This window comes from Gammaproteobacteria bacterium (assembly GCA_037388465.1).
Classification (GTDB): domain Bacteria; phylum Pseudomonadota; class Gammaproteobacteria; order SpSt-1174; family SpSt-1174; genus JARRKE01.
On sequence record JARRKE010000009.1, the window covers coordinates 38,577 to 52,376 of the forward strand.

The 13,800-nt window shown below is 64.7% G+C and carries 15 protein-coding genes; all 15 read right to left on the reverse strand.

Features of this window, described 5'->3' with window-relative positions; translation table 11 throughout:
- Positions 1 to 26: 26 nt before the first annotated feature.
- Positions 27 to 401, reverse strand: coding sequence for a chemotaxis response regulator CheY (gene cheY, locus P8Y64_03310; GenBank protein ID MEJ2059506.1), 375 nt, complete (start codon positions 399 to 401; stop codon positions 27 to 29).
- Positions 402 to 453: 52 nt separating this feature from the next.
- On the reverse strand, positions 454 to 1,167 hold the full coding sequence (locus P8Y64_03315; protein ID MEJ2059507.1) for an RNA polymerase sigma factor FliA: 714 nt from the start codon (positions 1,165 to 1,167) through the stop codon (positions 454 to 456).
- 2 nt (positions 1,168 to 1,169) lie between these two features.
- On the reverse strand, positions 1,170 to 2,057 hold the full coding sequence (locus P8Y64_03320; protein ID MEJ2059508.1) for a MinD/ParA family protein: 888 nt from the start codon (positions 2,055 to 2,057) through the stop codon (positions 1,170 to 1,172).
- Positions 2,047 to 3,285 carry a flagellar biosynthesis protein FlhF gene (gene flhF / locus P8Y64_03325; GenBank protein MEJ2059509.1) on the reverse strand — a complete coding sequence of 413 codons (1,239 nt, stop codon included), beginning with the start codon at positions 3,283 to 3,285 and terminating at the stop codon, positions 2,047 to 2,049. Before flhF ends, P8Y64_03320 begins: the two co-directional genes overlap by 11 nt.
- Before the next feature lie 23 nt (positions 3,286 to 3,308).
- Positions 3,309 to 5,426: a flagellar biosynthesis protein FlhA gene (gene flhA, locus P8Y64_03330; GenBank protein MEJ2059510.1), complete on the reverse strand. Its 2,118-nt coding sequence runs from the start codon at positions 5,424 to 5,426 to the stop codon at positions 3,309 to 3,311.
- Positions 5,426 to 6,565 (reverse strand): flagellar biosynthesis protein FlhB, encoded by a 1,140-nt coding sequence (gene flhB / locus P8Y64_03335; GenBank protein MEJ2059511.1) that lies wholly within the window; start codon positions 6,563 to 6,565, stop codon positions 5,426 to 5,428. The genes flhA and flhB overlap by 1 nt, the downstream gene beginning before the upstream one ends.
- Position 6,566: 1 nt before the next feature.
- Complete coding sequence (fliR, locus tag P8Y64_03340) at positions 6,567 to 7,340, reverse strand: flagellar biosynthetic protein FliR (protein MEJ2059512.1); 774 nt, start codon at positions 7,338 to 7,340, stop codon at positions 6,567 to 6,569.
- Positions 7,341 to 7,348: 8 nt separating this feature from the next.
- Complete coding sequence (fliQ, locus tag P8Y64_03345) at positions 7,349 to 7,618, reverse strand: flagellar biosynthesis protein FliQ (GenBank protein MEJ2059513.1); 270 nt, start codon at positions 7,616 to 7,618, stop codon at positions 7,349 to 7,351.
- A 16-nt stretch (positions 7,619 to 7,634) separates the two neighbouring features.
- Complete coding sequence (gene fliP, locus P8Y64_03350) at positions 7,635 to 8,381, reverse strand: flagellar type III secretion system pore protein FliP (GenBank protein ID MEJ2059514.1); 747 nt, start codon at positions 8,379 to 8,381, stop codon at positions 7,635 to 7,637.
- Complete coding sequence (gene fliO, locus P8Y64_03355) at positions 8,378 to 8,845, reverse strand: flagellar biosynthetic protein FliO (GenBank protein MEJ2059515.1); 468 nt, start codon at positions 8,843 to 8,845, stop codon at positions 8,378 to 8,380. Before fliO ends, fliP begins: the two co-directional genes overlap by 4 nt.
- 8 nt (positions 8,846 to 8,853) lie before the next feature.
- Entirely contained in the window at positions 8,854 to 9,318 is a 465-nt protein-coding gene (fliN, locus tag P8Y64_03360; GenBank protein MEJ2059516.1) for a flagellar motor switch protein FliN, read from the reverse strand.
- A gap of 25 nt (positions 9,319 to 9,343) precedes the next feature.
- Positions 9,344 to 10,318: a flagellar motor switch protein FliM gene (gene fliM, locus P8Y64_03365; protein ID MEJ2059517.1), complete on the reverse strand. Its 975-nt coding sequence runs from the start codon at positions 10,316 to 10,318 to the stop codon at positions 9,344 to 9,346.
- 8 nt (positions 10,319 to 10,326) lie between these two features.
- The gene (locus P8Y64_03370; protein ID MEJ2059518.1) at positions 10,327 to 10,836 is read right to left on the reverse strand and encodes a flagellar basal body-associated FliL family protein; all 510 of its coding nucleotides are present in this window, start codon (positions 10,834 to 10,836) and stop codon (positions 10,327 to 10,329) included.
- Between the two features lie 163 nt (positions 10,837 to 10,999).
- Positions 11,000 to 12,631 (reverse strand): HAMP domain-containing methyl-accepting chemotaxis protein, encoded by a 1,632-nt coding sequence (locus P8Y64_03375; GenBank protein MEJ2059519.1) that lies wholly within the window; start codon positions 12,629 to 12,631, stop codon positions 11,000 to 11,002.
- A 291-nt stretch (positions 12,632 to 12,922) separates the two neighbouring features.
- Positions 12,923 to 13,800 (reverse strand): methyl-accepting chemotaxis protein (locus P8Y64_03380; protein ID MEJ2059520.1); only part of this gene is annotated, 878 nt, incomplete at its 5' end.

A 13,800-nucleotide genomic window follows, 5' to 3' on the forward strand; every position in this document is an offset into this window, starting at 1 on the left:
AGCTTGCTCCTCCACCGGGCCTCCTCTCAGCCATCCAGCCGTTCAAATATTTTTTCGATTTTTTCTTTCAGCGTTTCGGCGGAGAACGGCTTGACTACATAGCCGTTGACGCCCGCCTGGGCGGCCTCGACGATCTGATCGCGGTGCGCCTCGGCCGTCACCATCAGCACGGGCAGATGCGCCAGTTCGGCGTCGCCGCGCACGGCCTTCAGCAACTCGATGCCCGGCATGTTGGGCATGTTCCAGTCGGTGACCAGAAAATCGAACTTGCCGCTTTTGAGCATGGGCAGCGCCGTACTGCCGTCGTCGGCTTCCGACGTATTGTTGAAACCGAGCTCCCGCAGCAGATTCTTGATAATGCGTCGCATCGTCGAGAAATCGTCCACGATGAGGATCTGCATCTCTTTATTCAGCACAACACGCTCCTCGAATCATTGCATTGAGGCGGAAGGCCTATTCCCGCCAATTACTCATCCGCGCCCGCAGCCTCACGAGCGCCTGGCTGTGAATCTGCGAAACCCGCGACTCGGTCACCCCGAGCACCTCCCCGATTTCACGCAGATTCAATTCATCTCCGTAGTAGAGCGACAGGACCAGCGCCTCCCGCTCCGGCAGTCCGGCGATCGCCTCCGCCAGGCTGTCCTTGAAATCACCGTCCATCAGCCGGCTCAGCGGTCCGGCCATCTCGGCCGACTCGCTCTGCACACTGTCGCCGCGCGGCTCTTCGTCGACGTCCTCGAAACCGAACACCTGGAAGCTCGCCGACGCCTGCACCCACTGGTAGTACTCCTCCAGCGACAGCCCCAGTTCGGCCGCCACCTCGGCATCCCGCGCCGCCCGGCCGAGATTCGCCTCCACCTTGCGGATGGCCTCGTTCAGCGCCCGGGCCTTGCGATGCGCCGAGCGCGGCCCCCAGCTGTGCTGGCGCACCTCGTCCAGCATGGCGCCGCGAATGCGGATCCCGGCGTAGGTCTCGAAGCTCGCGCCCTGGTCGGGGCGAAACCGCTTCGCGGCCTCGATCAGTCCCACGATGCCCGCCTGAATCAGGTCATCCACCTGCACGTTGGACGCCAGACGCGGCAGCAGGTGATAAGCGATGCGCTTCACCAGTGCGGCGTGTTCGGCGACCAACAGCTCCAGATCGTTTCGCTCTGCTGCCTGGTACATGGTCAATCCGCCCATAAACCGTCGGCTGCAGCCGCCGGCCGGACCACGCGCTCGAGGAAAAACTCGAGGTGACCGCTTGATCCGCCGCGTCTAGGCCAGTTATCGGCCACTGCCGCCAATTTCTTAAATGCCTTGCCCGCCTGACTGCCGGGATAAAGCTCCACCACCGCGCCCTGACGCTGTACGGCACGGCGCAGGTACGTGTCCTCCGGGACCGCCCCCATGTAATCCAGGGTCACGTCCAGGAACCGGCCGCATACCGCCGCCATCTTGCGGAACAGGGCGACGCCGTCCGCCTCGCCCGGGACCCGGTTGGCCAGGATGTGGAAGCGCCCGATGTTCTGTTCCCGGCTCAGTACCTTGATCAGCGCATAGGCGTCGGTCATCGAGGCCGGCTCGTCGCATACCACCACCACGACCTCCTGGGCCGCGCGGCTGAAACTGACCACGTCGTCCGCGATCCCGGCGGGGGTGTCGACCACCAGCACGTCCAGCGGCGTGGTCAGATGGCTGAAGGCGCCGATCAGGCCCGCGTGCTCGGCCATCGACAGCTTGGCCATGCGCGAGATGCCCGAGGCCGCGGGGATGATGTGCACGCCCAGGGGCCCCTCGACCATGACCTCCTCCAGGGAGCAGTCGCCGCTGAGCACGTGGGAAAGATTGGCGCGCGGCTGCAGGCCGAGGACCACGTCGATGTTGGCCAGCCCCAGGTCGGCGTCCAGCAGCATGACCTGTTTGCCCTGGCCGGCCAGCGCCACCGCCAGATTGACCGAAACGTTGGTCTTGCCGACCCCGCCCTTGCCGCTGGTGACGGCGACAACACGGACCGGACGCTGGGCAGCGGATTGCCCGGGTGCTTCGGCCTGTTCGCTGGTGGCATCACTCGGCATAAGCATTCTGTTGCATCCTCATCTTCTTGGTTCGTGGTTGCGGGCTGCGCGTACTGCTGACGGCCTGGTGCTCGACCAGCGAAACCGCCCTCTCGATCAGGCCATGTGCCTGTGCGGGCTCCAGATCCTCCGCCACGCGCTGGCCGGTGCCCAGATAGGCCAGCGGCAGGCGTGCACCGATCAGACACGACAGCGCCCCGCCCAGGGATTCCGCCTCGTCCAGCTTGCTCAGGATCACGCCATACAGCGGCGCCTGGCTGAAGCTCTGCAGGGCCCGGCGCAACACATCGCGTTCGGCGTTGGCGGCCAGCACCAGGCAGATATCCAGTCGGGGAATCGCCGCCAGCCCCGCCAGGTCGGACAGCAGCCGGCCGTCGCGGGGGGACATGCCGGGGGTGTCGATCAGGATCAGGCGCTTGGTTCCCAGCCCCGGCAGCAGCCGGCGCAGTTCGTTGACGTCGCCGGCGTGATAGGTCGGCACGCCCAGCAGCTGACCGTAGGTGGCCAGCTGGGACTGCGCGCCGATGCGATAGTCGTCCATCGAAACCAGCGCGATCTGCTTGCGTCCGTGGTGGATGATGTGGCGTGCCGCGAGCTTGGCCAGCGTGGTGGTCTTGCCCACCCCGGTGGGACCCACCAGGGCGTAGATGCCGCCCTGCTTGGCGATGCGGTCGTCGGCGAAACGCATGCGCCGTGCCAGGCCATGCAATGCGGTGCGCCAGGCCAGCCTCGGGTTGTCCAGCACCGGAATGCCGGCGGCGATCTGGCGCGCGACGCCGACGTCGATGCCCATGCGCTTGAACTTGCGCACCAGCTCCGCCTGCTGGGGATGCTGGCGATTGAACTCGCCCCAGGCGATGCGCGCGAGATGTCCTTCCAGCAGGCCGCGCATGGACTGCAGTTCCTGTTGCAGTTCGCTCAGCGACTGCCCTTCGGGATTTTGCTGCTCCGCTATCGCGGCGGCGACCACGGCTGCCGCCGGCTGCGGTGCCGCTGCGGGTGGCTGCGGTTGTTCGCTCGCCCGGGGCGCGGCCGGCGGTGCCACCACCGGCTCCACCTTGCGCGCGATCTCGCTGACCAGTTCGGCATCGAAGTCGGCCGCCGCCACCAGCTCGATGCCTTCCGGCAAACGCTGGCTGGACAGAATCACGGCATCCTGCCCCATGGACTCCCGCACCAGGCGCAACGCCTGCCGCATGTCCTGTGCCACAAACCGTTTGATCTTCATACTTCAATACCCTCGATTCACACTCAGCCCGCGGCCCGGACCGGCGATTCCAAACCGTTCTGCGCGCCGATGGTAGCCACGACCCGCAGCTGCCTGTTGTCCGGAATCTCGGTGTAGGCCAGTACGTGCAGCCCGCGGACCACCGGTCGCAGCCAGCGGCCCAGGGGCGCGCGCAATTCCGGAGACACCACCAGTACCGCGGGCTCTCCGGTCAATTCCTGGTGCTGGGCTGACTCGCTCACGGCGCGTTGCACGCGCTCGGCAAGATTCGGTTCCACACCCAGTCCGCCACTGCCCTGGAGGGACTTGTGCAATAACTGTTCCAGAGACGGATCCAGGGTCATCAACTGCAGTTCGGCACTGGTACCAAAGACTTTTTGCACAATGGTGCGGGCCAGCGCGCCGCGCACACCGGCGGTGAGAACGTCGGGGTCTTGACTCTTGGTGGCCTGGTCCGCCAGAGATTCGGCGATGGTGCGCATGTCGCGCACGGGGATGCCTTCGGCCAGCAGGTTCTGCATCACCTTGAGCACCACGCCCAGCGGCAAAGGCTTGGGCGTGAGGTTCTCCACCAGCTTGGGTGCGCTGCGCGAGAGGATGTCGAGCAGTTGCTGGACCTCCTCGTGGCCGAGCAGTTCGTGGGCGTGGGCCTGGAGTATCTGGCTGAGGTGGGTGGCGATCACCGTGGCGGGATCGACCACGGTGTATCCCATGCCCTGGGCCTGATCGCGCATGCCCGGTTCCACCCACACGGCCTCCAGGTCGAAGCTGGGATCGCGGGTGGCGATGCCGTCGAGCGGGCCGCTGACCTGTCCCGGGTTGATGGCGAGCTCGCGCTCGGGATAGATCTCCGCCTCGCCGACGGGGACGCCCATCAGGCTGATGCGATAAGCATTGGGAGTGAGATCGAGGTTGTCGCGGATATGCACCGCGTGCACCAGGAACCCGAGCTCCTGCGACAGCTTGCGACGCACGCCCTTGATACGGGTCAGCAGGGGCGCGCCCTGCGCCTGATCCACCAGCGGGATCAGGCGGTAACCGACCTCCAGGCCGACGATGTCCACGGGCGGCACGTCGTCCCAGGAAAGCTCGCGCGGACGCGTGTCGTCCGGCATCAGATCGGTCTCCGCCTCCACCAACTCGCCCTCCTGGGGACGATTGGAAACCCAGTAGCCCCAGCCGGCGAACAGGGCCGCCAGGCCGAGAAACACCAGGTTGGGCATGCCGGGCACCAGCCCCAGGGAGGACAGCACGCCGGCCGTTATATAAAGCGCGCGCGGCGAGGCGAACAGCTGGCTCATGACCTGCTGTCCCATGTCCTGCTCCGAGGACACGCGGGTCACGATGATCGCGGTGGCGGTGGACAGCAGCAGCGAGGGAATCTGTGCGACCAGACCGTCGCCGATGGTGAGCAGCACGTAGTTCTGCGCGGCGGCCGACAGACTCATGCCGTGCTGCAGCATGCCCACGCTCAGGCCGCCGATGATGTTCACGAACAGGATGATGATGCCGGCCACCGCATCGCCGCGCACGAACTTGCTGGCGCCGTCCATGGAGCCGTAGAAGTCCGCCTCGTTGCGTACGTCCTCACGCCGCGCCCGCGCCTCCTCCTGAGAGATGATGCCGGCGTTGAGATCGGCGTCGATGGCCATCTGCTTGCCGGGCATGGCGTCCAGAGTGAAGCGCGCCGACACCTCGGAGACACGCCCGGCGCCCTTGGTGACCACCGCGAAATTGATGACCACCAGAATCGCGAACACCACCAGACCGACGGCGTAGTTGCCGCCGACCACGAAATCGCCGAAGGCCTCGATGACCCGACCGGCGGCGCCCGTACCGGTGTGACCATTCAGCAGCACCACGCGGGTGGAGGCGACGTTAAGCGCCAGACGCAGCAGGGTCGCCACCAGCAGCACGGTGGGGAATACGGCGAAGTCGAGCGGGCGGCGCGTATAAACCGTGACCAGCACCACCATCATCGACAGGGCGATGTTGAAGGTGAACAGCACGTCCAGCGCGAACGGCGGCAACGGCAGGGTGACCATGCCGAGCAGCGCGACCAGCAGCAGCGGCACGCCGAGGCCGAAGCGCGAGATGCCGCGCAGGTTCTGCATCACGCCGATATCTCCGGATTGCGCCATCAGTCGGCCTCGCGTCGGTCAGGGGAACGGGTCATGTCATCCGGCACCGGCAGGTCGAGTTCCACGCCGGGTTCGGCGTCGCCGGATTTGAGCTGGTAGATGTAGGCGAGCAGCTGGGCGACGGCGACGTACAGGGCCGCCGGCACCTCCTCGCCCAGTCGGGTATGGAAATAAATGGCACGCGCCAGAGGCGGTGCCGAATACAGCGTCACGTCATGTTCGCGCGCCACCGCGCGAATGCGCGCCGCCACTTCGTCGGCGCCCTTGGCGACCACGCGCGGCGCACTCATTCTTTCACCGTCGTAACGCAGCGCCACCGCGTAATGCGTCGGGTTGGTGACCACCACGTCGGCCTTGGGCACCTCTTCCATCATGCGGCGCTGGGCCATCTCGCGCTGCAATGCGCGCTGGCGGCTCTTGACCTCGGGCTGGCCGTCGGTTTCCTTGAATTCGTCGCGGATCTCCTGGCGGGTCATGCGCAGCTGCTTGGCGTGCTGCCAGAGCTGGAACGGCACGTCCGCGGCGGCGATGATCACCAGGGTCGCGCTGAGGACCAGGAACGACCAGCCGACCAGATGACCCATCTGGTTCAGGGCCGGCAACAGCGGTGCCGCCCCCAGGCCGAGCAATGTGGGAATCTCGTGCCACAGCAGCAGCACCGCCACCCCGCCGACCAGCAGGAACTTGACCAGCGCCTTGCCCAGCTCCATCAATCCGTTGGCGGAAAACACGCGCCCCAGGCCTTTGAGCGGATTGAGACGTTCCCACTTGAAGCCGAGCGCCTCGGTGCTGAAATTGAGTCCGCCCAGAGCCACCGAGGCGGCCAGGGCCGCTACGGCCACCGCCGCGAACAGCGGCGCCACCGCCCACAGGGCCTGCCAGATGGCCCCGGTCAGGGCACCGTACAACCCGCCGCTGTCCAGGGCGCGGGCCCGGTCCAGCGTCAGCCAGCTCTGCATGAGGTCGGCGAACCGGCCCAGGATGGCGGGACCCAGCATCAGGCCCGTGCCCGCCGCGGCCAGGGTGATGGCCATGGTGTTGAGTTCGCGTGAACGGGCGATCTGGCCTTTTTCACGCGCCTCCTTGAGCCGTTTGGGCGTCGCCTGTTCTGTACGTTCCTGCGAATCGTCGCGCGCCATGTCACATCCCCGCCACGCGGCCCATGAGTTCGAAGGTGTTGGTCAGCAGACTGCCGAAGCGTGGCACCAGGGTGGGCAGGCTGAGCAGGATGAGCGCGAATCCCATCACCAGGGTGATGGGGAAACCGACCGCGAAGATATTGAGCTGGGGCGCCGCGCGGGTGATCACGCCGAAGGCGAGATTCACCAGCAACAGCGAAGCCACGGCCGGCAGCGCCACCAGCAGACCCGCGGCGAACATCTGCCCGCCCCAGCGTGCGACCTGCCAGAAGACCTCGCCGTTCAGCCCGGGCGTGCCGACCGGCAGGGAACGAAAACTGCGCGCCGCCATCTCGATCAGAAACAAATGCCCGTTGAGGGCGAGAAACAGCAGCGTGCCGAGAATGAGGTAATACTGGCTGACCACCGGCACCTGTACGCCGTTCTGCGGATCGACCAGGGTGGCGAAGCCCAGCCCCATGCTCAGGCCGACGGCCTCCCCCGCCATGACCAGCGCGCTGAACACCATGTGCAGCACGAACCCCATGGCCGCGCCAATCAGCACCTGATAGCCCGTCACCAGCAGGCCCGACAGACTGAACGGATCGATCGACGGTACCGGCGGAATCAGATCATGGATCGCCCAGGTCAGCACCAGGGCGAGCGCGATGACCACGCGGACCGGCACGGTGCGCGCGCCGAACAGCGGCGCGGCCACCAGCATGGCGGCGATGCGGATGAACGGCCAGTACAGGCCCGCCATCCAGCCCGTCAGTTGATCCGCCGACAACGTCATGGGCAGGCCTAGCTGATCAGTCCCGGGATGCTGGTGATCAGCTGCCGGGTATAGCTCACGGCGAGATCCAGCATCCAGTGGCCGGTGAGGAACAGCACCGCCGCCATGGCGATGAGTTTGGGAATGAAGCTCAGGGTCATTTCCTGAATCTGCGTCGCGGCCTGCAGCATGCCGATCAGCACGCCGACCGCCAGCCCGGTGAGCAGCAGAGGCGAGGCCAGCATCATGGTGACCTTCATCGCCTGCTTGCCGATTTCCAGTATCGCGTCGGGTCCCAGCATATCGGTGCTCCAATCAGTGATAAAAACTCGAAGCCAGCGAGCCCATCACCAGCGACCAGCCGTCGACCAGGACGAACAGGATGAGCTTGAACGGCAGGGAAATGAGCATGGGCGAGAGCATCACCATGCCCATCGACATCAGTACGCTGGCCACCACCAGGTCGATGATCAAAAACGGGATCAGGATCAGAAAACCGATCTGGAAGGCCGTCTTCAGCTCGCTGGTCACGAATGCCGGCACCAGCAGGGAAAACGGCACGTCCTTGGGCGTGTTGAACTTACCGTGCCCGGCGATACGCGCGAACATGGCCAGATCGCTTTCGCGCGTCTGGTTCAACATGAAGGTGCGAAACGGCCGCTCCCCGGTCTGCAGGGCGCTCTGCACCGACAGCTTGCCCTGCAGATAGGGCTGCACGGCCTGCCGATAGGTCTGGTTGAACACCGGAGACATGACGAAAAAGGTCAAAAAAAGCGCCAGGCCGAGCAGCACCTGATTGGATGGCGTCTGGGTGGTGCCCAGACCCTGGCGCAGTATCGCCAACACCACGATGATGCGGGTAAAGGAAGTCATCATGATGAGCACGGCGGGCAGGAAGCTCAGCACCGTCATCAGCGCCAGCACCTGCAGGCTCACCGAATACGTCTCGCCGCCGTGCCCGCCCGGGGTGACGGTCAACAGCGGTATGTTCCCCGGCGCGGCCGCGGCCAGACCCGGCAGCAACGGCAGGATGCCCGCAAGCAGCCAGATCACGCGCTTCATGAAACGGCCCTCCGACCCAATGCGGTCTTGAGCCGTTCGGCGAATCCCGCCGCTTCGCCGCCCCGGGGCGAATCGACCGGCAGGGGCTCGGCGAGTACATGCAGGCGCGACACCCGCCCGGGGGCGACGCCAAGCAGCACCTGCTCGTCGCCCACCTGAATCAACACCGCACGCTCGCGCGTGCCCAGCGAGATCCCGCCCAGAATGCGCAGCCGCCCCTGGGCGCCGCCCTGGAATCCCTGCACGCGTTTCATCATCCAGGCCAGCAGCAGGATGGCGCCGATCACGACGATGAAGCCCAGCGCGAACTGCAGCATGAACGCGCCACCGGGGCCGCCCACGGCGGGCAGCGCGCCGGGTTTGACGGCAGCGTCCTGCGCCCAGACGGATGCCGGCCACAGCCCCATGAACGCCACGGATATCAGTCGGGCGGTTCGGGAGCGGCGCACGAGGACGTGTCGCATGACGGCGCTCACCTGAGCTTGCGCACGCGCTCGGCAGGGCTGATCACGTCGGTCAGCCGAATGCCGTATTTTTCATTGACCACCACCACTTCCCCGTGGGCGATCAGGGTGCCGTTCACCAGCACGTCCAACGGCTCGCCAGCCAGGCGGTCGAGCTCCACCACCGAGCCCTGATTCAGGCGCAGCAGATTCCTGATCGGCAGGCGGGTGCGCCCGATCTCCATCGACACCACCACCGGGACGTCAAGGATGATGTCCATTTCGACCTCGCGCTCCTCGCCGTCGGAGGCCGGTGCCTCCGATGCCGGCTGGCCGTCGAGATTGCCGAATTCGGCCTTTTCGTAATCGCCCCCGCCCTTTTGATCGGCGGCCTCCTCCTGGCCAGGCTGCGCGGCGGAGGTCTGTTCGGCCATGGCCGCGGCCCAGTCGTCACCCATTGCTTCCTGCTGGTCGGTATCGGTTTCCGTAGTCATGAAGTGCTGCTCCATCGGCCGTTGTTCAGCCGCGTTTGACGTGTTCGTTTACCCGTACGGCGTAAGCATCGTTATGCGTGCCGAGCTCGCCGCGCAGAACCGGCAGATCGTTCGAGCGCAGCGTGACCTTGTGCGGCGCATCGATCGGAATGATGTCGCCCTTTTTCAGGCGCATGACCTGATCCAGGCTGAGTTGCGTTTCGTTCAATTGCGCAACCACCTCCAGCGGCGCATCGTAGATGTCGTCCTGCAGCGAGCGCTGCCAGCGCACATCGGTGTCGGAGCGGTCGCTCTGGATACCCGCATCGAGAACCTCGCGCATCGGTTCGATCATGGAGTACGGCATGGTGACGTGGATGTCACCGCCGCCGCCTTCGAGCTCGACGTGAAAACTGGACACCACCACGACCTCGGTGGGACTGACGATGTTGGCGAACTGCGGATTCACCTCTGAGTTCAGATACTCGAACTCCAGCGGCATGACCGGTGCCCAGGCCTTTTGCATGTCCGCGAAACCGAGTTCGAGCACCTTGTGAACGACGCGCATTTCGGTGGGCGTGAAATCGCGTCCTTCGATCTTGGCCTTGAACCGACCGCCGCCGCCGAAGAAGTTGTCCACCAGAATGAAAACCAGCTGCGGATCGAGCACGAACAGTGCCGTGCCGCGCATGGGCCGGATACGCACCAGGTTCAGATTGGTCGGCACGAACAGGCTGTGCACGTATTCGGAAAACTTTTGAATACGGATACTGTTGGCGCTGATCTCAGCGGTGAACCGCAACAGATCGAACAGGCTGATGCGCAGCAGGCGGGCAAAGCGTTCGTTGATCATCTCCAGGGTGGGCATGCGCCCGCGCACGATGCGCTCCTGGCTGCTCAGATCGTAAGAACGCGCCACATCCGTCGGGGTATTGATCTCGCCCGTTTCGACGTCGCCGCTGTCGACGCCGTGCAAGAGGGCGTCGATTTCATCCTGCGATAAGACTTCGCTGCCGGCCATGAGTCTGATTACTGCATCACGAAGCTGGTGAAATAGACCTGCTCGACCTGTTCCTTGGCACCGGACTCCTTGAGCGCATCGTTGATGCTCTGCAGGGTCTGCTTACGCAAATGCTCCTTGCCGGCCGGAGAATTGATGTCCGCATACTTCTGGGCGCTGAGCAGGATGATCAGGCGGTTGCGGATGGCCGGCATGTTCTGCTTGACCGCGTCCAGGATCTTCTGGTCACGCGCCATGACGTCGATACCGACCTGCAGAAACCGCGCCTGCTGGGGATTCTGGAAATTGACCACCAGCGCGGGCGTGATGGACAGATAAAGCGGGGGCTTTTGGGGCTCGACAGTCTTCTCGCCGGCCGGTTTGCCGGCAGCCTTATCCTGAGCCGCTTTATCGTGGGAGAGGGCTCCGGTAAAGAACAGGGTAGCGCCCACCGCGATCACCAGCAGCAGGACCACGATGATGGCGATAAGGATGATGCTCTTTAATTTCGAGCCTTCTTTGGCAGGTGCTTCCGCCATTGCTGATCTCCGTTGTGACTGTTGCAACGGTTAAAAGCAAAGAGCGGGCCAATCTCGCAACTGTTTGTTTTATTGCGGTTATTTACTAATTCGCTGCTTGCCGCGTCAAGAAGCCGGCACCTCGTGACGGGGTGCCGGACCTTCGACGTCAAAACTCCGCGGCCTAGACCTTGAAATGCCCGACCAGCGTCTGCAGCTCGGCCGACAAGCGCGCCAGCTGTTCGCTGGCCGCCGCCGTCTGTTGCGAGCCCGCGGCGGTCTGCTCGGTGGCCTGGCTGATGGTGGTGACATTGCGGTTGATCTCCTCCGCCACCGCCGACTGTTCCTCGGCCGCACTGGCGATCAGCGCATTCATGTCGTTGATGCGCGTCACCGCCTGCGTGATCTCCGCCAGCGACTGGCCGGCATGACGTGCCTGCTCGACGCTGGAGCCGGCGCGTCCGCGCCCGCTTTCCATCGCGGTAACGGCATTCTTCGCGCCGCTCTGCAGGCGCTCGATCATTTCGCGGATCTCCTGGGTGGACTCCTGGGTGCGCCGCGCCAGGGTGCGTACCTCGTCGGCCACCACCGCGAAGCCGCGGCCCTGCTCGCCGGCGCGCGCCGCCTCGATGGCGGCATTCAGGGCCAGCAGGTTGGTCTGCTCGGAGATGCTGTTGATCACTTCCAGCACGCGCCCGATCTGCTCGCTGTCCTGATTCACGCCCTGGATCACCTGTGCGGCCTGTTCCACTTCGCCGGCCAGCATATCGATTGAAGTAATGGCCGCATCGACCACCTGGCTGCCCTGTTTCGATTCGGCATCCGCCTGCTGTGCGGCACCGGCCGCTTCGCCGGCGTTCTTGGCCACCTCCTGCACCGTGGCCGACATCTCATTCATCGCCGTGGCCACCTGTTCGGTTTCGGTCTGTTGTTCGCGCACGTGGCGGTTGGTGTCCTCGCTGGTGGCGGACAGTTCCTCGGCCGCGGCCGCCAGCTGCGCCGTCGATCCGGCCACCTGCCCCACCAGTGCATGAATACGCTCCACGAATTGATTAAACGCATGTCCCAGACGGTCGAGTTCGTCGCGGTTGCCCTTGAGCGGCATGCGCTGGGTGAGATCACCCTCGCCGGCGGCAATATCTTCCATGATCAGCGTCACGCCCTTGAGGCGGCGCACCACCATCCACATGGTGACGCCCATAAGCCCGCCGCCCAGCACCAGCGCCAGCACGTTGAGCAACGAACTCCAGAAGGCGGAGTCTTCGAAATCGGTCCGCATATTGTGGTCGTCCGCCGCCATCTGGGTTTTGAGCTCCGCATCGATCTTGTCCAGGTCCAGGCGTGCCTGATGCCATGCCGGCTGAGCATCGTGCATCAGGAGCTGCTGGGCCTGGTCATACTGACCTTTCTGCACCAGTGACATGGCCTGCAGTCGTTCGCGTTTCGCCTTGGCCAGCAGCGGACCGACATCATCGAGCTGGGTACGGATACTCGTTCCTTTCGGCGTCACGGTGACGGCGTCGTGATAGGACTTGTCCAGATTGTCGAGCGCCGTCTGCATGGCCTGGGCCCAGTTCAGGTCGAGGTTGTGATTGAGCAGTTTGTTACGGATCGCCATGCCGGCAAGCAGGCTGTTCGCCTTGATGGCGGCCATGTCGGTGAACAATGGCAGGTCGGTCTTTATCCCCTGGTGATAATCTTGCATGGCGACACGTTGCCCGACAAAGGAAACCGTCAGGGCGGTGATCATAAGTACACTGGCGAAAATGATGACGCTTAAAAGTTTTGCCGTGATGGTGCGTGGCATGATGTTCATGGTTGTCTCCTTGAGGATCTTCGTTATCCCCCTCCCGGTACAGCGCATCAACTTCTAGTTATGGAAAGTCATGGGTCTATGTGTTCCGGACTCACACGCACGGTCCAGACTTTGTATCGACCTTAACCACTGAACATTTAGTAACCACAGAACAAAACTGAGGAACGGGCACACGAAAATGCGCCCGATGCATGTCCGCCGGGAAGCGGACGGGCGGGTAAAGCCAGGAAGTAACAGCCCAGGAAGAACGCCCTGCCCGGCTTATCCGGGCAGGGCGATGAAATGAAAAAACTAAACCTTGAACTGCCCCACCAGCTGTTGCAGTTCGGCCGACAGCCGCGCCAGCTGTTCGCTGGCCGCCGCCGTCTGCTGCGAACCCGCCGCGGTCTGGTCGGTCGCCTGGCTGATGGTGGTGACGTTGCGGTTGATCTCCTCCGCCACCGCCGACTGTTCCTCGGCCGCACTGGCGATCAAGGCGTTCATGTCATTGATGCGGGTGACGGCATCGGTAATCTCCGCCAGCGACCGACCGGCATGGCGCGCCTGTTCGACGCTGGAGCCGGCGCGTCCGCGCCCACTTTCCATCGCGGTAACGGCGTTCTTCGCCCCTTCCTGCAGGCGCTCGATCATTTCGCGGATCTCCTGGGTGGACTCCTGGGTGCGCCGCGCCAGGGTGCGCACCTCGTCGGCCACCACCGCGAAGCCGCGGCCCTGCTCGCCGGCGCGCGCCGCCTCGATGGCGGCATTCAGCGCCAGCAGGTTGGTCTGCTCGGAGATGCCGTTGATCACTTCCAGCACGCGCCCGATCTGCTCGCTGTCCTGGTTCACGCCCTGGATCACCTGCGCGGCCTGATCGACCTCGGTGGCCAGGGCATCAATGGCGGCAACCGCCGCCTCGACCACCTCGCGTCCCTGTTTCGATTCGGCGTCCGCCTGCTGCGCGGCACCGGCCGCTTCGCCGGCGTTCTTGGCCACCTCCTGCACCGTCGCCGACATCTCGTTGATGGCCGCGGCCACCTGTTCGGTCTCGGTCTGTTGTTCGCGCACGTGACGGTTGGTGTCCTCGCTGGTGGCGGACAGCTCCTCGGCCGCGGCCGCCAGCTGCGCCGTCGAACCCGCCACCTGGCCCACCAGTCCCTGAATACGTTCCACAAAACGGTTGAAGGCGT